Origin of the sequence: Carbonicoccus niuqiaonis (assembly GCF_050157065.1) — a bacterium.
In the GTDB taxonomy this organism is placed as follows: domain Bacteria; phylum Actinomycetota; class Actinomycetes; order Propionibacteriales; family Propionibacteriaceae; genus Avipropionibacterium.
Genome location: NZ_CP189573.1, coordinates 2,381,295 through 2,401,159 on the forward strand (window position 1 = coordinate 2,381,295; position 19,865 = coordinate 2,401,159).

The window sequence follows — 19,865 nt, forward strand, 5'->3', positions numbered from 1 at the left end:
AACTGGGTAGCCCCGACGGGATTCGAACCCGCGCTACCGCCTTGAGAGGGCGGCGTGCTAGGCCGCTACACAACGGGGCCCAGTGCCGTGCTCGTCTCGCGAACCGACCGCGAAAGACTACCACCGCGGCTGGGATCCAGCGAATCGAGACACGTTCGCTGGGGTACTAGGACTCGAACCTAGACTAACTGAACCAGAATCAGTCGGGCTGCCAATTACCCCATACCCCATCGCCCGGGCGAACCGGGCAACGAGGACTGATCTTACTGGATCGGGGACCGATCCACCAAGCTGGCGTGGCCGGTCCGCGTCACCAGGTTCATCCGGCTCGCCACCAGCCAGCAGCCACCCGCGATCACGGTGAAGGTGAGGACGTCGAACGCGGCCCGACCCCAACCGATCTCGGTGATCCCGCGCACCTCGGCGATGGTCGACGTCAGCCCGGCCAGCGTGAACGCGAGCACGTTGTTGATCACGTGCGTCCCGATCGCGGCCTCCAGACCACCGGTCCGCCAGACCAGCAGACCCACCACCAGCCCGAAGGCCAACCGGTCGACGAACAACGCCGGCGACTGGAGCCCGTGGGCCAGCGCGAACAGCACCGACGACCCGACGACCCCGAACCACCAGGCGCCGACCAGCGAACCCAGGCTCTGCTGCAGGTAGCCCCGGAAGAAGACCTCCTCCGCAGCCGCCTGGAGGGGTGAGGTCAGCAGCACCACCAACAGGAACATCGCGAAACCGGGTTGGGGTGTGATGGTCGTTCCGGCGGGCAACAGCGTCGCCGCCTGCACGATGCAGAACACCAGCAGCGCCACTCCCCCCGACGCGATCAGGTAGCGCCAGCGGATCCGCCGCACGACCGACACGACCAGCCCGGGCGGGGCGAGGTTCACCCAACGCATCAGCACCAGGCAGATCACGATGAACGAACCGATGCCGAGGTTGGTGGCCAGCAGGCCTTCGGGGCGCTCGCCGGCCATCGCGCTGGCGTAGTAGTCCTCGTAGGCAAGGTCCGGTGTGACGATCCGGTACGTCAGACCCAGCACCAGCTGGGCCACGGTCGGCACCAGTACCAGGTACGTCATGATCGCCATCACGATGCCCAGGATGATGCGGAGGCCGAGCCGATCGGGATGCCGCTGCGCCACCGGGTGCCTCAGACCGTCGGTGACCGGCAACAGCGGCAACTGGTCGGCGATCCGGCGCAGCACTCCCGATCGGGTCGGTGCGGCCGGTGCCTGCTGCCGTACCGGCGGGCGACGTGGTGGTGCGCCGCCCTTCTTCTTCCGCTTGCGGGAGGTCGGTGACATCAGGAACGCGTCGCCGTCACGCCGGATCGGGCGGACCGTCTGCGACGACGGTGTTGGTGAGGGTGCCGATCCCCTCGATCTCCACCTCGACGGTCTGGCCCGGTCGCATCGGCCCGACGCCCTCCGGTGTCCCGGTCAGGATCACGTCACCGGGCAACAGTGTCGTGTACGACGACACGTACGCCACCAGGTCGGGGATCGAGTTGATCATCTGTGCGGTGCTGCCCGACTGCTTCACCGCGCCGTCGAGGGTGGTGGTGATCGTCAACGCACCCGCCTCCTCGAGCTCGAAGTGGGTGATCAGCCAGGGACCCAACGGGCAGAACGTGTCGGATCCCTTCGCCCGGGCCCACTGCTTGTCGGGGCCCTGCAGGTCTCGGGCGGTCACGTCGTTGGCGATGGTGTAGCCGAAGATCACCTCGGCGGCGCGTTCGGCCGGCACCTCCTTGCAGATCCGCCCGATCACCACGGCCAGTTCGCCCTCGTACGACAGCTCCTTGGTGTAGCTCGGGTGGACGATCGCCTCCCCCGGGCCGATCACCGAGGTGTTCGGCTTCAGGAAGGTCAACGGGGTGTCGGGCACCTCGTTGCCGAGCTCGGCGGCGTGGGCGGCATAGTTGCGCCCCACCCCGACCACCTTGCTCCGCGGGATCACCGGCGCCAACAGTCGTACGGCGTCGAGCGCCAGCCGCTCCCCGGTCAGGTTCACCGGGCCGGCCAGCGGGTCACCGGTCAGCACGGCCACCGAGTCGGGGTGCTCACCGCCGTCGGCGGCCAACTCGACGATGCCGAACCGAGGGTCGCCGTCAGCGGCAAATCGGGCAATACGCATGGGTGCAGCCTATGGGACGCCCGCGCGAGTCGCGACGACGCCGACACGGGCGCAGCCGCGAGGGGCTCACCGGGCAGGACGCTCGGCGCGGGCGGCAGGACCATGGGAAACGGTGGGTCGTGGTTGGATGGCGCCATGGCCGGGTTCGACATCGTCGAGTTGATCATCCACAAGCGGGACGGTGGTGAGCTGACCGGCGCCCAGATCGACTGGGTGGTCGCCGCCTACACCCGCGACGAGGTGGCCGAGGAACAGTTCGCCGCGTTGGCGATGGCGATGTACTTCACCGGACTGTCGCGGGCCGAGCTGGCACGGTGGACCGAGGCCATGGTCAACTCCGGGGAGCGACTCCGGCACCGGGTCTCCCCGACCGTCGACAAGCACTCCACCGGCGGGGTGGGCGACAAGATCACCTTGCCGCTGACACCCCTGGTGGCCGCCTGCGGGGTCGCAGTCCCCCAGTTGTCGGGCCGTGGGCTGGGCCACACCGGCGGCACCCTCGACAAACTGGAGGCCATCCCCGGGTGGCAGGCCGAGCTGGACAACGACCGGATCGCGGCCCAGCTTGCCGAGGTCGGCGCGGTGATCTGTGCCGCCGCTGCCGAGCTCGCCCCCGCCGACAAGAAGCTGTACGCGCTGCGCGACGTGACCGGGACCGTCGAGTCGATCCCACTGATCGCCAGTTCGATCATGAGCAAGAAGATCGCCGAAGGCACCGGCGGACTGGTGCTCGACGTGAAGGTGGGCTCCGGTGCGTTCATGCGTACCCAAGGCCGCGCGGCGGAACTGGCCACCGCGATGGTCGACCTCGGTGACGACGCAGGGGTCGCGACCGTCGCACTGCTGACCGACATGGACACCCCACTGGGCCACACGGCCGGGAACGCCCTGGAGGTGGCCGAGGCCCTCGAGGTGCTCGCCGGGGGTGGACCCGACGACGTACGCGAGCTCACCCTGGCCCTCGCGCGCGAGATGGTGCAGCTGGCAGGCGTTGACGTCGATCCCGAACAGGTGTTGGACTCCGGACAGGCGATGGACCGCTGGCGGAAGTTGATCACCGCCCAGTCCGGCGACCCCGACGCCCGGTTGCCGACGGCTCGCCACACCGACGTGATCACCGCCACCGAGTCCGGGTACTGCACCCGCCTCGACGCCTACCCGATCGGGATCGCGGCCCGCCGGCTCGGTGCCGGCCGCACCCGACGCGGCGAACCCGTGCAGGCCGCGGCGGGCGTGACCTGGCACGTTCGCCCCGGTGATCCGGTCACGATCGGGCAGCCACTGTTCGCCCTGCACACCGACACCGCCGATCGCCTCGAGTCCGGTCGCGAAGCGCTGACGGACGCGATCACCATCGACACCGACCCGCCGGCATCCGTCTCGTTGATCATCGACCGGATCCCGTCAGCCCGCTGAGCCCCCACGCCCGTCGAGTTCGTGCAGACGCCTCCACGACCCTCGACCGTGTTGAGACGGCCCGCCCGACCTCAGAGTCCCTTGATCAGGCCGTAGAGATAGGCGTCGCTGAGCGCCTCCCAGGACGCCTCGATCACGTTGGTGCCGACCCCGACGGTGGTCCAGGTGTGTTCCCCGGAACGGGTGTCGATCAGCACCCGGACCGAAGCGTCGGTGCCGTGACCGGTGTCGATGATGCGTACCCGGTAGTCCGTCAGCTCGTAGTCCTTGACCTCCACGAACCCCGGGATCAGGGCGCGCCGCAACGCATGGTCCAACGCGTCGACGGGGCCGTTGCCCTCCCCCACGAACGCCTGCACCTCGCCCTTGGCAGCGAGCTTCACGGTCGCCTCGTTGTCGGCGGCGTCGTGCGCCGACTGCGTCAGCACGCGCCAGTTGATCACCGAGAACGGCTTCTCCAGCAGGCCGAGCTCGTCACGCAGCAACAGTTCGAACGACGCATCAGCGGCCTCGTAGCTGTAGCCCCGGGCCTCCCGCTCCTTGACCACGTCGGTGATCTGCGCGGCCAGCTCGCGGTCGGACAGGTCGTAACCGAGCTCGGTGCCCTTGAGCTGGATGTTCGCCCGACCGGCCATGTCGGAGATCAACATCCGCATGTCGTTGCCGACCAGTGCCGGATCGATGTGCTGGTAGAGATTCGGGTCGACCTTGATCGCGCTGGCGTGCAGCCCGGCCTTGTGCGCGAAGGCCGAGACCCCGACGTACGGCTGCCGCGGCGACCCGGCCACATTGGTGACCGCGGAGATGGCGTGCGAGATGCGGGTCAGCTCGGTCAGCGAGTCGTCGTGCGGCAGCACCCGCCAGTCGTACTTCAACTCCAGGTTGGCGATCACCGGGACCAGGTCGGCGTTGCCGGTCCGTTCGCCGTACCCGTTGATCGTGCCCTGGACGTGCATCGCCCCGGCCTCGACCGCCGCCATCGTGTTGGCGACCGCGCAGCCGGTGTCGTTGTGGCAGTGGATCCCGAGCGGGATGCCCACCTGCGACATCTCACCCACGATGTCGCCCACCCAGGTCGGCAACATGCCGCCGTTGGTGTCACACAGCACGGCCACCTCGGCCCCGGCCTCGGCGATCGTCGCGAGCACCTGCTTGGAGTACGCCGGGTTGCGCAGGTAGCCGTCGAAGAAGTGCTCGCAGTCGACGAACACCCGCATCCCCTCCGTACGGAGGTGGGTGACCGTGTCGTGGATCATCGCCAAGTTCTCGTCCAGCGTGGTCCGCAGCGCCCGCTCGACGTGGCCGTCGTGGGACTTGGCGACCAGACACGCCACCGGGGCGGCGGAGTCACGGGTCGCGGCGACCAGCGGATCGTCGGCAGCCTTGCCCCCGGCTCGACGGGTGGCACCGAAGGCCACCAGCGTGGCGTGCTTGAGGATCAGCTCACCCCGAGCCGCGGCGGCGAAGAACTCGGTGTCGTTGGGGTTGGCGCCGGGCCAGCCGCCCTCGATGTAGCCCACGCCCAGCTCGTCCAGCAAGGTGGCGATCCGGATCTTGTCGGCCACGCTGAGCCGCAGCCCCTCCTGTTGTGCCCCGTCACGCAAGGTGGTGTCGAAGACGTGGAAGGTGTCTGGCTGTGCTGGCCGTACCTGGGTGGACATCGGTCCCCTTCTGGCAATGATCGAAAACAGAACTGCTTGGACGTCGGAACATCTCTGACAACGAAAAAACCTCCCGTACGGTGACAGGAGGTTCAGCGCGCCGGCGGGTGGGCCGACGCGCTACGCAATGATGATCTGGGTGTTGACCACGTGGTCATTATGCACCACGGATGCGGCGCTGCCCACCACCCGTCCCCGGAAGCCGTCACCTCGACGTGCGACGACGGCACCGGGCCGCGGGTCGGGTCAGCTGATCTTGCGGGTCCAGCCGTGGCTGTCCTCGGCCCGGCCGTACTGGATGTCGAGCAGCCGCTGCCGGATCTCGGCGGTCACGGTGAACTTCTCCGGGTCCGAGACCGAGACGCTCCGCTCGGCGGTCTTCAACGCGCCGATCGGGGTGACGACCGCCGCGGTGCCACAGGCGAACACCTCCGAGATCGAGCCGTCGTCCATCCCCGACAGCAGTTCGGCGACCTCGATCCGACGCTGCACCGGCTCCAGCCCCAGATCGGCGGCCAGCGCGAGCACCGAGTCGCGGGTGACCCCTTCCAGGAGCGAGCCGGTCAACTCCGGGGTGTGGAGTTGACCGTCGCGGACGAAGTAGACGTTCATCCCGCCGAGCTCCTCGACGTAGCGGAGCTCCTGGGCGTCGGCGAACAGCACCTGCTCGCAGCCGTGCTCGGCGGCCTCGGCCTGGGCGATCAGCGAGGCGGCATAGTTGCCGCCGCACTTGGCCGCACCTGTGCCGCCGGGCGAGGCGCGGGTGTACTTCTCCGAGACCCAGATGTTGACCGGCTTCACCCCGCCGGAGAAATAGGCCCCGGCCGGGGAGGCGATGCAGCAGTACGTCACCCGGTGTGCGGGCCGGACCCCCAGGAACGCCTCGGAGGCGAACAGGAACGGCCGCAGGTACAGGCTGGTCTCACCACCGCTGGGCACCCAGTCACGATCGGCGCGAACGACACCCTCGATGCTGGCCAGGAAGTCCGTCTCGTCGAGCGCCGGCAACGCCAGCCGCTCCGCGGACCGCTGCATCCGGGCCGCGTTCAGCTCGGGCCGGAACAGCCGGATCGAGTCGTCGGCCCACCGGTAGGCCTTCAGTCCCTCGAAGACCTCCTGCGCATAGTGCAGCACCGCGGTCGCCGGGTCGAGCTGGAACGGGCCGTACGGGACGACACCGGACTCCAACCAACCGTCGGCGCGGGTCCACGTGGCCACCGCCATGTGGTCGGTGAAGTGCTTGCCGAAACCGGGGTTGGCGAGAATCGCGTTCCGCTCTGCAGTGCTGGCAGGGGACGGATGCGTACGCCGCTCGAACATCAGGGCCATGGACGAAACGCTACACCGGGCCCGCCGGCGCGTTTCGGCAAATCGACCGGTGGGCAGTCGGGGTGTGGCGCGGCCGAGCGTGGGCGGCCCTGGTCCGAACCCGTCGACCGGTCGCTTTGCGGAAACTTGTCGTGGATCATGACGCGCCGGGGCCATCGGCGCTACCGTCAGACCGGGTCCCCGCACCGGGGCTCGGGGCACGACTCGACAACGGACCGTCGGAGGCTCGCCATGGATCCCACACCCTTGCAGGACTTCCTGGATGCTGCGAGCAGCATCATCTGGGGACCGTTCCTGCTCATCCCGCTGCTGGTCGGCACTGGCCTCTACCTCACCATCCGGCTCGGCGGGCTGCAGTTCCTCAAGCTCGGCGCGGCGATGCGGCTGGGCATCCTCCGTCGCAAGGATGCCGAGGCCGAGGGCGACATCTCCCAGTTCCAGGCCCTCACCACGGCCCTCGCGGCGACGGTCGGCGTCGGCAACATCGTCGGCGTCGCCACCGCGATCGGGATCGGCGGCCCCGGCGCACTGTTCTGGATGTGGGTGACCGGGCTGGTCGGCATGGCGTCGAAGTACACCGAGGCCTACCTCGGCGTCCGCTTCCGCGCCACCGACGACGCCGGCGAGAAGTCGGGCGGACCGCAGTACTACCTGGAGCGCGGCATCCGGGGTCCGTTGGGCAAGGTGTTGGCCCTGGCCTTCGCGATCTTCGCGGTCATCGCCTGCTTCGGCATCGGCAACATGACCCAGGGCAACGCGATCTCCTCCAACGTCCAGAACAGCTGGGGCGTCCCGGTGTGGGTGACCGGCATCGTGCTCACCGTGGTGACCGCCGTCGTGCTGGTCGGTGGCATCAAGTCGATCGGGCGGGTCACCGCCGGTCTCGTGCCGATCATGATCGTGTTCTACGTCCTGGGCGGCCTCTACATCCTGCTGGTCAACATCGTGGAGCTGCCCGGCGCGCTGGCGCTGATCTTCACCGACGCCTTCACCGGTACGGCGGCGGTGGGCGGCTTCGCGGGCTCGGCGATCATCATCGTCATCCAGTACGGCGTCGCGCGCGGCCTGTTCTCCAACGAGTCCGGCCTGGGTTCGGCCCCGATCGCCGCGGCCGCCGCGCAGACGACCCATCCGGTCCGCCAGGGCCTGGTCTCGATGACGCAGACCTTCATCGACACCCTCATCGTGGTGAGCTTCACCGGTCTCACGATCATCGTCACCGGCGTGTGGTCCCAGACCGATCCCGAGACCGGCGAGCAGATCAGCGCCGCCCTGATGACCGGGCAGGCGTTCACCCACGGCCTGCCGGGCCAGTGGGGACACTGGATCGTCACCATTGGTCTGGTGCTGTTCGCCTACTCCACGATCCTGGGCTGGTCCTACTACGGCGAGCGCAACGTCGAGCGGCTCTTCGGCCGCAAGCTGGTGATGCCGTTCCGGGTGCTGTTCTCCCTGATCGTGTTCGTCGGGTGCACCGTCGAGCTCGACCTGGTGTGGGCGTTCTCCGACGTGGCGAACGGCCTGATGGCACTGCCGAACCTGATCGGCCTGCTGGTGCTGTCCGGCCTGGTGGCGCGGGAGACCCGGCACTACCTCAAGCACGACCCGAAACTGACCGCCACCAAGGCCGAGGTCGAGGCGTTCATGGTCGGCCGGCCCGGCTGGGAGGACTGGAAGGCCGGCGACCTGGTCGGATCGTCGCGGAACAGGGGGCTGCGCCGGGGAGCCACGGAAACGCAGGCCCGCACCGACGACGTGTCCACCGAATGACGAGACGGCCGGGGCCCGGCGGTGGCAAGCCTTAGCCTCACCGGGTGACCAACGCACAGAACCCCCAGCCGTCCGCCATGGGCCACCGTCCCCGGATCGCCGTGATCGGCGGTGACGGCATCGGTCCCGAGGTCGTCGCCGAAGGGCTCAAGGTGCTCCGCGCCGTGTCGGGTGAGGACGCCTTCGAGTTCACCGACTTCGACCTGGGCGCCACCCGCTGGGCCCGGACCGGCGAGGTGCTCACCGACGACGACCTGACCGCGCTGGACTCCCACGACGCGATCCTGCTCGGCGCGGTCGGCGCGGCACCGGGCGCGACCGACGTCCCGTCCGGACTGCTCGAACGCGGCCTGTTGCTCAAGCTCCGCTTCGCGTTCGACCACTACGTCAACCTGCGCCCCAGCCGGCTCCACCCCGGTGTCCCGTCACCGCTCGACGGCTCGGTCACCGACGGCAAGGAGATCGACTTCGTCGTCGTTCGCGAAGGCACCGAGGGCCTCTACTGCGGCAACGGCGGCACCGTCCGTACGACCACCCCGCACGAGATCGCGACCGAGGTCAGCGTCAACACCGCGTATGGCGTCGAGCGCGTGGTCCGCGATGCCTTCGAGCGCGCCACCAAGCGACGCAACAAGCTCACCCTGGTGCACAAGCACAACGTGCTGGTGAACGCCGGCGGCCTGTGGCGGCGGGTGTTCGAGGCGATCGCCCAGGAGTTCCCGGGCGTGGAGACCGACTACCTGCACGTCGATGCGGCCACCATCTTCCTGGTCACCGACCCGGCACGGTTCGACGTGATCGTCACCGACAACCTGTTCGGCGACATCATCACCGACCTGGCCGCGGCGGCCACCGGCGGCATCGGCCTGGCGGCCAGCGGCAACCTGAACCCGTCGGGTGAGCACCCGTCGATGTTCGAGCCGGTGCACGGCTCGGCGCCCGACATCGCCGGCCAGCAGATCGCCGACCCGACCGCTGCCATCCTGTCGGTCGCGCTGCTGTTGGAGCACCTGGGCCGTGACGACGAGGCGGCCGCGGTCACCAAGGCCTGCTGGGAGGACATCGCCGAGCGTTCCGGCCCTCGCACCACCTCCGAGATCGGCGACGCGATCGCCGCCCGCCTGGCCTGAGAGCGCGACACTGCCTCGAGCCTGTTGAGCGATCCGCTCGACGGGCTCGAGGTGCGTGATGCCGGTGCGAGGCGTCTCGACGAGTTCGACGGGCGTGCGTGCGCGTCCCGAGGTGCGTCAGCGGCGGACGGCGATGACCACGGCGGTGTCGTCGGCCACCATCACGTCGACACTGGTGAAGCGCTCGTCGCTCAGCCACTCCTGCCGGACGACGTCGACCCGGCCGTGGTCCAGCGGCGGCCAGCAGTTGGAGGGCGTGAAGTCGTCCAGCACGACCATCCCACCCGGTTCGAGCAGGTCGGCCACTTCGTCCCGCGAGGACTGCTTGGCCGAGCTGGCATCCAGGAACAGCAGCGAGAACGGCGCCCACTCCGCGAGTGTCGTCCAGTCGGCGTGGAACACCTCGACCGCGTCGTCGGCGAACATCTCCATCACCGAGTGCGCCAGCTCCCCGTCCAGCTCCGCGGTGATCACCCGCGTCGACCCCGGTGCGCCACTGCGCAGCCAGGCCGCACCCACCCCGCAGCCGGTGCCGCACTCGGCGATGGTGCCCGTACGGGTGGCGGCCAGGGTGGCGAGCAGCCGTCCGGTCTCGCTGCGCGTCGCCTGTACGTACCCCCGCTGCAGCGACATGCGCAACGCCTTGCCGACCAAGGGCGGGATCTCCGGCGGGGCGCTCATTGGCTCAGTCTCGCCAGCACCGGGCGGACACCATGATCATCTCGGCATCCGGGACGATGCGATCGCAGCTGGAACGAAGATACTCGGGCGTCCTACTATTTTCGTCATGTACGAGATGTATCCCGCCCAGTGGGGAGCCCGCGCAGAGTCGGCTCCGACCACGTCGACCGAGCGTCCGCGCCGTCGCGCCCGTCGTCAGCACCAGGTCGCACCCCGGGTCATCCGTACCGCCGTACGCTGAGCCGTCGAACGGCAACGGTGAGGTATCGGTTTCCGCGAACTCACTTGTCCTGACCCGACGCGTGGGGCAAAGTCGACACATGGCCACCCCGGGACGCACGCAACGCCCCGTCCGCCCACCCCTGCCCAAACCGCTCCGCGTACTCATCGGACTGTCGGTGATGCTGCTGTTGGTCGGTTCCGGCTTCCTCGTGCTCAGCATGAAGGCCGGCGAGTGGGGCGTCCCCTACTTCGAGTTCGAGACCGCCGGCGGCAGCACCTGCACCAACCAGTGGGCCGGCTACACCTGCGAGGAGCTGTCCGACAGCGACTTCGAGGAGTACTCGGGCTTCACGCTGCCGGCGGGCACGACCTTGGAGAAGGTCAGCTACACCCGGACCCACGACTACTCCCTGCACGCCGAGCTGCGCACGACCAAGGAGAAGGCGGCCGAGGCACTGCAGAAGGTGACCGAGGCGTACGGCGAGTGCCAGCCGACCGGAGCCCCGCCCCAGGAGTTGGCCGGCTACACCGAGCTCTGCTTGGTCAACTCCGAGTACCAGCGGGGAACGCAGACCACGCCATTGGCCCAACGGTGGTTCGTCGCCTCCGGCCTCGCACCCGACGGCAGCCGACTGACGGTGCTGGAGATCAGCTCCCGCTAGGACGAGAACGACAACACCCGATGCCGTCCGGGCGGCATCGGGTGTCGTGGTCGTGGGACGGGCTCAGCGAGCGGCCGTACCCTCCACGTAGTCGTCGTCGTGGCTCTTGACCCACGACATCAGCTCACGCAGCTCCTTGCCGGTCTTCTCGATCGGGTGCGTCTCGGCCTCGGAACGGAACTTCTTGAACTCCGGGGCGCCCGCGTCCTGGTCGTCGATGAACCGCTGGGCGAAGGCGCCCGACTGGACGTCGGCCAGCACGGCCTTCATGTTCTCGCGGACGTGGTCGTCGATCACCCGCGGCCCGGAGACGTAGTCGCCGTACTCGGCGGTGTCGGAGATGCTCCAACGCTGCTTGGCGATGCCGCCCTCGTACATCAGGTCGACGATCAGCTTCAGCTCGTGCAGGCACTCGAAGTAGGCGACCTCCGGCTGGTAACCGGCGGCGGTCAGCGTCTCGAAGCCGGCCATGATCAGCTGGCTGGCGCCACCGCACAGCACGGCCTGCTCACCGAACAGGTCGGTCTCGGTCTCCTCGGTGAAGGTGGTCTTGATGCCACCGGCCCGCAGCCCACCGATCCCCTTGGCGTACGACAGCGCGAGCTGCCAGGCGTTGCCCGACGCGTCCTGCTCGACCGCGACGAGCACCGGCACCCCGCGCCCCTCGCTGTACTCACGGCGGACCAGGTGACCCGGACCCTTCGGCGCGACCATGGCGACGTCGACGTTCTTCGGCGGGGTGATGTAGCCGAAGCGGATGTTGAAGCCGTGCGCGAAGAAGAGCGCGTCGCCCTCCTGCAGGTTGGGCTCGACGGCCTCGGCGTACACCGTGCGGGCCACGTGGTCGGGCACCAGCAGCATGATCACGTCGGACTCGGCGGCCGCCTCGGCCGGGGTGACGACGCGCAGGCCCTGGGCCTCGGCGCGCTCACGGCTCTTGCTGCCCTCGGCAAGGCCGACCCGGACGTCGACGCCCGAGTCGCGCAGTGACAGCGCGTGCGCGTGCCCCTGGCTGCCGAAGCCGATGACGGCCACACTGCGGCCTTGGATGATCGCGAGGTCGGCGTCGGTGTCGTAGAACATTTCAGCGGGCACGTCGGGTGTCTCCTTCATGGTGGTGGATCTGGTCGTTCTCGATCAGTACGGGGCGTGCTTGTTCAGTTGTCGGACGGTTCGTCCGGGCCGGACGCGTCGGGTGGTGCTGGGCCATCATGCCTCTTGTCGGACCGGCCGCAGTGCCCGGTCCGAGATCGAGCGACTGCCTCGGCCGATGCCGACCACACCCGACTGCACCAGTTCGCGGACCCCGTACGGCTCGAGGATCCGCACCAGCATGTCCATCCGCTCCGGCGCGCCGACCGCCTCGATGGTCACCGAGTCGGGGGTGATGTCGACCGCCTTGGCCTGGAACAGCTGCACCACGTCCAGCACGTCGCCGCGGTTGCTCTGGTCGGCCTTGACCTTGATCAACACCAGCTGCCGGCGCGCGGCATCGGTGTCGAGCTGGACGATCTTGAGCACCTCGACCAGCTTGTTCAGCTGCTTGGTGACCTGCTCCAGCACCTCGTCGGCGACGTTCACCACCAACGTGATCCGCGAGACGCTGGGGTGCTCGGTCGGCCCGACCGCCAACGACTCGATGTTGAAGCCGCGGCGTGCGAACAGCCCGGCGACCCGGGTCAGCACACCCGGCTTGTTCTCCACGAGCACGCTCAGGGTGTGCATCACAGCACCTCTTCTTCCCAGACGGGCGCCATGTCTCGGGCGACCTGGATCTCGTCGTTGCTGGTCCCGGCGGGCACCATCGGCCACACCATCGCGTCCTTGTGCACCACGAACTCCACCACGACCGGGCGGTCGTCGATGGACAGCGCCTTCTCGATGGTGGCGTCGACCTCACCCTCGTGCTCGGCGCGCAGTCCGACACAGCCCATCGCCTCGGCGAGCTTGGGGAAGTCGGGCACCCGGTTGGTGTTGAGGTCGGTGTTGGAGTACCGACCCTCGTAGAACAGCGTCTGCCACTGCCGCACCATGCCCAGCGACTGGTTGTTGATCACCGCGATCTTGATCGGGATCCCTTCCACCGCACAGGTCACGAGCTCCTGGTTGGTCATCTGGAAGCAGCCGTCACCGTCGATCCCCCAGACCACCGAGTCGGGTCGGCCGACCTTCGCGCCCATGGCCGCCGGCACGCAGTACCCCATGGTGCCGAGACCGCCGGAGTTGAGCCAGCGGCCCGGCTTCTCGAACGGCAGGAAGTGGGCGGCCCACATCTGGTGCTGACCCACCCCCGCGGCGTAGTACGCGTCGGGACCGGTCAGCTCGCCGATCCGTCGGATCACCTGCTGCGGCGCCAACGTGCCGTCGGCGGGTTGGTCGTACCCGGTCGGGTACCGCCGCCGCATCTCCTTCAGCGAGGACTGCCACGGCCCCAGCGGCGGCAGCTGGGCTTCCCGCAGGCGGACGATCAGCTCCTCGATCGCCTCCTTGCAGTCCCCCACGATGGGCACGTCGGCGTAGCGGTTCTTCGAGATCTCCGCCGGGTCGATGTCGACGTGGATCACCTTGGCGCCGGGGGCGAAGCTGCCCAGCGCGCCGGTCACCCGGTCGTCGAACCGCGCCCCCAGCGAGATCAGCAGGTCGCTGCGCTGAAGCGCCCCGACGGCCGCGACGCTGCCGTGCATGCCGGGCATGCCCATGTGCAGGTCGTGGCTGTCGGGGAACGCTCCGCGCGCCATCAACGTGGTCACCACCGGGATGCCGGTCAGCTCGACGAGCTCACGCAGCTGCTTGGCGGCCCCGGACTTGACCACGCCACCGCCGACGTAGAGCACCGGCCGGGTTGCGGCGGTGATCAACTTGGCGGCCTCGCGCACCTGCTTGCCGTGGGGCTTGGTGACCGGGCGGTAGCCCGGCAGCTCCAGGGTGGGCGGCCACTCGAAGGTGGTGGTGGCCTGCAGGGCATCCTTGGTGATGTCGACGAGGACCGGGCCGGGTCGGCCGGTCTTCGCGATGTGGAAGGCCGAGGCGATCGCCTGCGGGATCTCTGCGGCGTCCTTGACCAGGAAGTTGTGCTTGGTGATCGGGAGGGTGATCCCGCAGATGTCCGCCTCCTGGAAGGCGTCACTGCCGATCGACGGGCCGGCCACCTGACCGGTGATCGCCACCATCGGCACCGAGTCCATGTGGGCGTCGGCCAGCGGGGTGACCAGGTTGGTCGCCCCGGGGCCCGACGTCGCCATGCAGACGCCGACGTCGCCGGTCGCCACCGCATACCCCTCGGCGGCGTGGCCGGCCCCCTGCTCGTGGCGGACGAGGATGTGCCGGACGGCCTTGGAGTCGAACAGCGGGTCGTACGCCGGCAGGATCGCCCCGCCGGGGATGCCGAAGACGTTCTTCGCGCCGACCAGCTCGAGCGAGCGGACCAGCGACTGCGATCCGGTGACGTCCTCGCGTACCGTCGCGGCCTGGTGGTCACCGGGTGGCGTGGGCACCGCGCGAGTCCGGCCCACCTCGGGGCTCTGGGACTCCTGCTGCTCCTTCATGGTCTGCTCGCCTTCCTGTCCTGCTCGGCTCGGGGTCGTGCTGGGTCCTGCTGGGTGCCACGGCTTCGTGCCCGGGTTCCCCGGGTTCTCGCATGCGGCAACAAAAAACCCCCGCCGCCGGAAGGCAGACGAGGGAGCGTGTCGTCGAGGTCTGTTGCTTGGGCCTCAGCCGACACGCTTGTCGAGTACGAGAATCGCGTTGTGCACGAGTCCACCTTCCGTCGGAGGCCATCACCGTGTCAAGGACGAAATCCGGCCGTCCCACGATTCGGACAGGCGTCTCAAAATGCTAGGACACCCAAGGAGTTCGGCCGGCGGGTCAAGGCTCAGCCGGCCTCGGCGACGGGTGAGGCCGACGACTCCACCGCAGCCGCGCCGGACGACTCGTCGGCCAGCTTCGCCAACACCGCGTCGAGACGCTGGTACCGCTCCTCCGCGGCGCGCCGGTAGCGCTCGATCCAGACCGTCATCAGGTCGAACACCTCGGCCTCCAGCCGGACCGGGCGACGCTGCCCCTGCCGCCCCTTGGTCACCACGCCGGCCTCCTCCAACACCTTGAGGTGCTTGGAGACGGCCTGCACGCTCATCTCGTACGGCTCGGCGAGCTCCCCCACGGTCGCATCACCGACGGCCAACCGGGCCACCATGTCGCGTCGCGTCGGATCGGCGAGCGCAGCGAACACCTGGTTCAGCTGGATCACCCGGGCTTCCTGCTCGACCATGTCATCAACCCCTTGGTTGAAAACTCTAGGCCGGGGACGGCCGGTGGGTCAAACACCGTCGTAAAAGAGGGCGCCACAGCGACACACGTGGACGCATGCTCCACCGACGTCGCCGTGGCGCCCCTTCGTACCGGCACCAGCCCCGGATCAGCGGCAGATCGCGCCGATGTTGGCCGACTGGACGGTCCGGGCGTACTTCGCGAGCACGCCACGGCGGGCCCGGGCCGGCGGATCCAGCGGGACGAAGGCCGCGCGGCGCCGCTCGAGCTCGGCCTCGTCGACCGCCACGTCCAGCCGGCCCGACGCCACGTCGAGGGTGATCCGGTCGCCGTCGACGAGCAGCGCGATCGGTCCGCCGTCGGTGGCCTCCGGGGCGATGTGTCCGACGCACAGCCCGGTGGTGCCACCGGAGAACCGGCCGTCGGTGATCAACAGCACGTCCTTGCCCAGGCCGGCGCCCTTGATGGCACCGGTGATCGCCAACATCTCACGCATCCCGGGGCCACCCTTGGGGCCCTCGTAGCGGATCACCACGACATCACCGGCGGTGATCGTGCCGTCCTCCAGGGCGTCCATCGCGGCACGCTCGCCGTCGAACACCCGCGCCGTACCGGTGAAGGTGGTCTCGTCGAAGCCGGCGCTCTTGACCACGGCCCCCTCCGGCGCCAAGGTCCCTTCCAGGATGGTGATCCCGCCGGTCGGGTGGATCGGCTGCGCCAGGGCGCGGATGATCGTGCCGTCGATGTCGGGCGGTGCGATGTCGGCCAGGTTCTCCGCCATCGTCCGACCGGTGACGGTCAGGCAGTCGCCGTGCAGCAGGCCCGCCTCCAGCAGTGCCTTCATCACCACCGGCACCCCGCCAACCTTGTCGACGTCGCTCATCACGTACCGGCCGAACGGCTTCAGGTCGCCCAGGTGCGGCACCTTCGCCCCGACCCGGCGGAAGTCGTCGAGGGTCAGCTCGACCTCGGCCTCGTACGCGATCGCCAGCAGGTGCAGCACCGCGTTGGTCGAGCCGCCGAACGCCATGGTGACCGCGATCGCGTTCTCGAACGCCTCCTTGGTGAGGATCTGCCGGGCGGTGATCCCCTGCTGCAGCATCGCGACCACGGCCTCACCGCTGCGGCGGGCGAAGCCGTCGCGGCGCCGGTCGACCGCCGGCGGGGCGGCGGAGCCGGGAAGGCTCATGCCGAGCGCCTCGGCGGCCGAGGCCATCGTGTTGGCGGTGTACATGCCGCCACAGGCGCCCTCGCCGGGACAGATCGCCTTCTCGATCTCGGTCACCTTCTCGCGGGTGATCAGGCCCTTCACGCAGGCCCCGACCGCCTCGAACGCGTCGATGATCGTGACGTCGCGGCCGTCGACCTGACCGGGCAGCGTCGACCCGGCGTACAGGAACACCGACGACAGGTCGAGCCGCGCGGCGGCCATCAACATGCCGGGCAGCGACTTGTCGCAGCCGGCCAACAGCACCGAGCCGTCGAGGCGTTCGGCCGACATCACGGTCTCCACCGAATCGGCGATCACCTCGCGGCTGACCAGTGAGTAGTGCATCCCCTCGTGCCCCATCGAGATGCCGTCGGAGACCGAGATGGTGCCGAACTCCAGCGGGTAGCCGCCGGCCGCGTGCACGCCGTCCTTGACCGCCTTCGCCAGTCGGTCGAGGGACAGGTTGCAGGGGGTGATCTCGTTCCAGCTCGACGCGACGCCGATCTGCGGCTTGGCGAAGTCGCTGTCGCCCATGCCGACCGCGCGGAGCATCCCGCGGGCCGCCGTCGCCTCCAACCCGTCGGTGACCACACGGGAGCGTGGCTTGGGATCTACCTCGGTACGGGTGCGCTGGTCAGTCATGCCCGGAAGCGTAGTCCTGCTTCCCGGGGCCAGCTCCACCAGATCCGCGCTCCGAGACCCCACCGGAGGCCTCGTCCGTGCTCCTCGGAGCCGGCGTGTCGTCGACGGTCGACTCCGGCGATCCCTCCATCGTCGGGTCGGTCCCGGCCGCGGTGCGGGCCCGAAGCACCTGTCGTACGGCCAGCGCCACGATCAGGGCGGCACCCAGCACCGGTCCGGCGTTGGCGATCCCCTGCTGCAGGATCGTGTACGAGTCGGCCGCCCCCTTGTGGTAAGGCAGCACCGTCAGCGGCAGGCAGATCGACACCCACACCGTCAGCACCCCGGCGGTGACCCGGGTCCATGGGGGCAGTCGTTCCGAGATCATGGCCAGCACACCGAGGGGGAGCACCCACACCCAGTGGTGGGTCCACGACAACGGCGACGCCAGGCAGGTGGCGATCCCGACCAGGGCGACCCCGAAGGCACGCTCCTTGTGCTGCCACCAGTACGCCGCGACCAGCACACTCAACAGGGCGACGATGCCTCCGATCGCCAACCCGGCAAGGGTTGCCGGGGTGGTCTCCCCCGCCAGTCGGGTCGTCACCCCCACCAGCGACTGGTTGCCGACGTACTGCGGCCCGGAGGTCTTGGTGTTGCCGCCGACCAGCCCGGTGAAGAACTCGACGGTGCCGGCCCACATCACGACCGCACCGATCACGGTCAGTACGCCGAAGGTGATCGTGCCCACCACCACCGCCCGCCGTCGGCCGACCAGGAACAGGAAGACCAGGAACAGCAACGGTGTGAGCTTGATCGCCGCGGCCAACCCGATCAGCGCACCCTGCGGGATGATCCGTCGACGGCCCTTGACCGGCAGCAGGTCGGCGATCACCAACATCATCAGCATGGTGTTGACCTGGCCGTACCCCAAGGTGGTTCGGATCGGCTCCATGGCGATCACCACGCACGCCGACACCAGCGCCAGCGCGACCCCCCGTCGCATCCCGGTCCGGGCCAGCACCAAGTTCTGCGACAAGATCAACAACGCGGTCCAGACGAGCTGCCACACCACGTACGGCCCGAACGCGAGCGGGATCATCAGGATCGCCGCGATCGGCGGATAGATGAAGAACAGCCCGCGCGGAGACACCGTCTGGTAGACGTCCTTGCCGGCCAGCAGGTCCTTGGCGGCGTAGACGTACACCTCGAGGTCGGTGGTGGCCGGCGACCACGGGATCAGTGAACCGCCGGAGATCACGAACGGCAGGATGAGCAGGGCCACCGCGAACGGCAGCACGAACTCGATCGCGCCGGTCCGCAACCGGGCGAGCATCAGCTCAGCTCTGCCAGCACGGCGTCGAGCTCCTCGGCGGAGTCGTCGGCGCTGCGGTCCAGCAGCCGACGCAGTCCGGGACGCTCGGCGTACCGCGGGATCAGGTGGACGTGCAGGTGGAAGACCTCCTGGCCGGCGACCTCACCGGCCGAGGTGACCATGTTGAGTCCGTCGGCGGACAGCCGATCCACCAGCAGCCGGCCGGTGTGCTCGATGACCGGGGCGATCTCGGTCAGGGCACCACCGGCGGTGACCACGTCGGTGACGTGACGCTTCGGTACGACCAGGGTGTGGCCGCGGTGGAACGGGCTGAGGTCGAGGAAGGCGAGGGCGTGCGCGTCCTCGTACACCTTCCGCGACGGCAGCTCGCCGGCGACGATCTTGCAGAACACGCAGTCCGGGTCGGTGCCGGTCGGGTTGGTCATCGACGCGTTCCCTCCTTGACGCTGTGGCCTTCCTTGACGACGTTGCCTTCCTTGACGCTGTGGCCTTCCTTGACGACGTGGGCGAGCGGCTCCCCGGCCGCCCAGGCCGTCAGTTGTGCCTTGATCAACTTGTCCGCCCTGGGCTGGAAGGCGCTGCTGGCGCCGCCGATGTGGGGCGAGATGGTGACGCCGGGGATCGTCCACAACGGGTGGCCGGCGGGAAGCGGCTCAGGGTCGGTGACGTCCAGTGCGGCGCGGAGCCGACCGCTGCTGGTCTCGGCGACCAGGGCGTCGGTGTCGACCAGCTTGCCGCGGGCCACGTTCACCACCAGGGCACCGTCGGGCAGCAGCGCCAGCGCCGCCGCGTCGAGGATCTTGTCGGTCTGCGGGGTGTGCGGGGCGATCACGAACACCACGTCCGCCTCGGGCAGCAACTCCGGCAGCTCGGACACCGGCCGGACGCCGTCACGTGGGGTCCGGGCGACCCGGGTGATCGAGGCGATCTCGAACCCGGCCAGCCTGGCCTCGATCGCCTTGCCGATCTGGCCGTACCCCAGGATCAGCACCCGCTTGTCGGCGATCGAGGTACCCCACTGCGGGGCCCAGCTGCCGGACGTCTGGTTGCGGGCGAAGTCGTCGAGGTGGCGGCCGTTGGCCAGGGCGAGCGCGATCGCGATCTCGGCGGTCGACGCGTCGTGGATGCCGGCGCCGTTGCAGAGGGTGACGCTGTCGGGGATGCGGGCCAGCACGTCCTCGTACCCGGCGGTCTGGGTCTGCACCACCTGCAGCGAGGTGAACTCGTCGATCCGGTCGAGGGCTGCGGTGCCCGACAGGTACGGCAGCACGAAGAACTCGACCTTGTCAGGTGAAGCGCCCAGCTCGGTGCCGGAGGTGGCCGGCTCGAACTCGACGCCGTCGGGCAGCCCACCGATCCGGGCCTGCAGGTCGTCGGCGTCGGCGAACGGGAGCCAAGCCAGCATCGGGTTCCTCC

The 19,865-nt window shown here is 69.1% G+C and carries 17 protein-coding genes and 2 tRNA genes; 4 read left to right on the forward strand and 15 right to left on the reverse strand.

What is annotated here, in order from left to right; genetic code table 11:
* Window positions 1–7: 7 nt before the first annotated feature.
* From ACQBAU_RS10875 to ACQBAU_RS10890, 4 genes are all read right to left on the reverse strand, one after another.
* Window positions 8–80, reverse strand: a tRNA-Glu gene (locus ACQBAU_RS10875).
* Between the two features lie 78 nt (window positions 81–158).
* Window positions 159–230: transfer RNA gene (locus ACQBAU_RS10880), tRNA-Gln, on the reverse strand.
* A 33-nt stretch (window positions 231–263) separates the two neighbouring features.
* The gene (locus tag ACQBAU_RS10885; RefSeq protein ID WP_465256734.1) at window positions 264–1,313 is read right to left on the reverse strand and encodes a lysostaphin resistance A-like protein; all 1,050 of its coding nucleotides are present in this window, start codon (window positions 1,311–1,313) and stop codon (window positions 264–266) included.
* A gap of 16 nt (window positions 1,314–1,329) precedes the next feature.
* Window positions 1,330–2,145 carry a fumarylacetoacetate hydrolase family protein gene (locus tag ACQBAU_RS10890; protein ID WP_465256733.1) on the reverse strand — a complete coding sequence of 272 codons (816 nt, stop codon included), beginning with the start codon at window positions 2,143–2,145 and terminating at the stop codon, window positions 1,330–1,332.
* A gap of 135 nt (window positions 2,146–2,280) precedes the next feature.
* On the opposite strand from ACQBAU_RS10890, the gene ACQBAU_RS10895 reads away from it, so the two are divergent.
* Window positions 2,281–3,561: a thymidine phosphorylase gene (locus ACQBAU_RS10895; RefSeq protein WP_465256732.1), complete on the forward strand. Its 1,281-nt coding sequence runs from the start codon at window positions 2,281–2,283 to the stop codon at window positions 3,559–3,561.
* 71 nt (window positions 3,562–3,632) lie between these two features.
* Here ACQBAU_RS10895 and cimA read toward each other — a convergent pair whose 3' ends face one another.
* Both cimA and ACQBAU_RS10905 read right to left on the reverse strand, forming a co-directional pair.
* Window positions 3,633–5,222 (reverse strand): citramalate synthase, encoded by a 1,590-nt coding sequence (gene cimA / locus ACQBAU_RS10900; protein WP_465256731.1) that lies wholly within the window; start codon window positions 5,220–5,222, stop codon window positions 3,633–3,635.
* A 246-nt stretch (window positions 5,223–5,468) separates the two neighbouring features.
* Window positions 5,469–6,551, reverse strand: a complete 1,083-nt coding sequence (locus tag ACQBAU_RS10905; RefSeq protein ID WP_465256730.1) for a branched-chain amino acid aminotransferase — start codon at window positions 6,549–6,551, stop codon at window positions 5,469–5,471.
* Between the two features lie 231 nt (window positions 6,552–6,782).
* Between ACQBAU_RS10905 and ACQBAU_RS10910 the strand changes: the two genes are divergently transcribed.
* Window positions 6,783–8,321, forward strand: coding sequence for an alanine/glycine:cation symporter family protein (locus ACQBAU_RS10910; protein ID WP_465256729.1), 1,539 nt, complete (start codon window positions 6,783–6,785; stop codon window positions 8,319–8,321).
* Between the two features lie 77 nt (window positions 8,322–8,398).
* Window positions 8,399–9,451, forward strand: coding sequence for a 3-isopropylmalate dehydrogenase (locus ACQBAU_RS10915; protein ID WP_434549216.1), 1,053 nt, complete (start codon window positions 8,399–8,401; stop codon window positions 9,449–9,451).
* Between the two features lie 117 nt (window positions 9,452–9,568).
* On the opposite strand, the gene ACQBAU_RS10920 is transcribed toward ACQBAU_RS10915, so the two are convergent.
* Entirely contained in the window at window positions 9,569–10,132 is a 564-nt protein-coding gene (locus tag ACQBAU_RS10920) for an O-methyltransferase (RefSeq protein ID WP_434549171.1), read from the reverse strand.
* 320 nt (window positions 10,133–10,452) lie between these two features.
* On the opposite strand from ACQBAU_RS10920, the gene ACQBAU_RS10925 reads away from it, so the two are divergent.
* Window positions 10,453–11,016: a hypothetical protein gene (locus ACQBAU_RS10925; RefSeq protein WP_434549173.1), complete on the forward strand. Its 564-nt coding sequence runs from the start codon at window positions 10,453–10,455 to the stop codon at window positions 11,014–11,016.
* A 63-nt stretch (window positions 11,017–11,079) separates the two neighbouring features.
* Here the strand turns inward: ACQBAU_RS10925 and ilvC are convergent, their stop codons facing one another.
* The 8 genes from ilvC to ACQBAU_RS10965 form a co-directional block, all read right to left on the reverse strand.
* A complete protein-coding gene (gene ilvC, locus ACQBAU_RS10930) occupies window positions 11,080–12,099 on the reverse strand; it encodes a ketol-acid reductoisomerase (RefSeq protein ID WP_434549217.1) in 1,020 nt (339 codons plus the stop codon).
* A gap of 126 nt (window positions 12,100–12,225) precedes the next feature.
* On the reverse strand, window positions 12,226–12,741 hold the full coding sequence (gene ilvN, locus ACQBAU_RS10935; RefSeq protein ID WP_434549174.1) for an acetolactate synthase small subunit: 516 nt from the start codon (window positions 12,739–12,741) through the stop codon (window positions 12,226–12,228).
* Window positions 12,741–14,561, reverse strand: a complete 1,821-nt coding sequence (locus ACQBAU_RS10940) for an acetolactate synthase large subunit (protein WP_434549175.1) — start codon at window positions 14,559–14,561, stop codon at window positions 12,741–12,743. Before ACQBAU_RS10940 ends, ilvN begins: the two co-directional genes overlap by 1 nt.
* Window positions 14,562–14,887: 326 nt before the next feature.
* Window positions 14,888–15,283, reverse strand: coding sequence for an ArsR/SmtB family transcription factor (locus tag ACQBAU_RS10945; RefSeq protein WP_465256728.1), 396 nt, complete (start codon window positions 15,281–15,283; stop codon window positions 14,888–14,890).
* Between the two features lie 147 nt (window positions 15,284–15,430).
* Window positions 15,431–17,134: a dihydroxy-acid dehydratase gene (gene ilvD / locus ACQBAU_RS10950; RefSeq protein ID WP_434549177.1), complete on the reverse strand. Its 1,704-nt coding sequence runs from the start codon at window positions 17,132–17,134 to the stop codon at window positions 15,431–15,433.
* Entirely contained in the window at window positions 17,127–18,449 is a 1,323-nt protein-coding gene (locus tag ACQBAU_RS10955) for a glycosyltransferase 87 family protein (protein WP_465256727.1), read from the reverse strand. Before ACQBAU_RS10955 ends, ilvD begins: the two co-directional genes overlap by 8 nt.
* On the reverse strand, window positions 18,449–18,874 hold the full coding sequence (locus tag ACQBAU_RS10960) for an HIT family protein (RefSeq protein WP_465256726.1): 426 nt from the start codon (window positions 18,872–18,874) through the stop codon (window positions 18,449–18,451). The genes ACQBAU_RS10955 and ACQBAU_RS10960 overlap by 1 nt, the downstream gene beginning before the upstream one ends.
* Entirely contained in the window at window positions 18,871–19,854 is a 984-nt protein-coding gene (locus tag ACQBAU_RS10965) for a 2-hydroxyacid dehydrogenase (protein WP_465256725.1), read from the reverse strand. The genes ACQBAU_RS10960 and ACQBAU_RS10965 overlap by 4 nt, the downstream gene beginning before the upstream one ends.
* Window positions 19,855–19,865 lie beyond the last annotated feature (11 nt).

Coding starts and splice junctions, on each gene's coding strand:
- ACQBAU_RS10885 (WP_465256734.1), bottom strand. CDS start 1,313: ATGTCACCGACCTCCCGCAAGCGGAAGAAGAAGGGCGGCGCACCACCA.
- ACQBAU_RS10890 (WP_465256733.1), bottom strand. CDS start 2,145: ATGCGTATTGCCCGATTTGCCGCTGACGGCGACCCTCGGTTCGGCATC.
- ACQBAU_RS10895 (WP_465256732.1), top strand. CDS start 2,281: ATGGCCGGGTTCGACATCGTCGAGTTGATCATCCACAAGCGGGACGGT.
- cimA (WP_465256731.1), bottom strand. CDS start 5,222: ATGTCCACCCAGGTACGGCCAGCACAGCCAGACACCTTCCACGTCTTC.
- ACQBAU_RS10905 (WP_465256730.1), bottom strand. CDS start 6,551: ATGGCCCTGATGTTCGAGCGGCGTACGCATCCGTCCCCTGCCAGCACT.
- ACQBAU_RS10910 (WP_465256729.1), top strand. CDS start 6,783: ATGGATCCCACACCCTTGCAGGACTTCCTGGATGCTGCGAGCAGCATC.
- ACQBAU_RS10915 (WP_434549216.1), top strand. CDS start 8,399: ATGGGCCACCGTCCCCGGATCGCCGTGATCGGCGGTGACGGCATCGGT.
- ACQBAU_RS10920 (WP_434549171.1), bottom strand. CDS start 10,132: ATGAGCGCCCCGCCGGAGATCCCGCCCTTGGTCGGCAAGGCGTTGCGC.
- ACQBAU_RS10925 (WP_434549173.1), top strand. CDS start 10,453: ATGGCCACCCCGGGACGCACGCAACGCCCCGTCCGCCCACCCCTGCCC.
- ilvC (WP_434549217.1), bottom strand. CDS start 12,099: ATGTTCTACGACACCGACGCCGACCTCGCGATCATCCAAGGCCGCAGT.
- ilvN (WP_434549174.1), bottom strand. CDS start 12,741: ATGCACACCCTGAGCGTGCTCGTGGAGAACAAGCCGGGTGTGCTGACC.
- ACQBAU_RS10940 (WP_434549175.1), bottom strand. CDS start 14,561: ATGAAGGAGCAGCAGGAGTCCCAGAGCCCCGAGGTGGGCCGGACTCGC.
- ACQBAU_RS10945 (WP_465256728.1), bottom strand. CDS start 15,283: ATGGTCGAGCAGGAAGCCCGGGTGATCCAGCTGAACCAGGTGTTCGCT.
- ilvD (WP_434549177.1), bottom strand. CDS start 17,134: ATGACTGACCAGCGCACCCGTACCGAGGTAGATCCCAAGCCACGCTCC.
- ACQBAU_RS10955 (WP_465256727.1), bottom strand. CDS start 18,449: ATGCTCGCCCGGTTGCGGACCGGCGCGATCGAGTTCGTGCTGCCGTTC.
- ACQBAU_RS10960 (WP_465256726.1), bottom strand. CDS start 18,874: ATGACCAACCCGACCGGCACCGACCCGGACTGCGTGTTCTGCAAGATC.
- ACQBAU_RS10965 (WP_465256725.1), bottom strand. CDS start 19,854: ATGCTGGCTTGGCTCCCGTTCGCCGACGCCGACGACCTGCAGGCCCGG.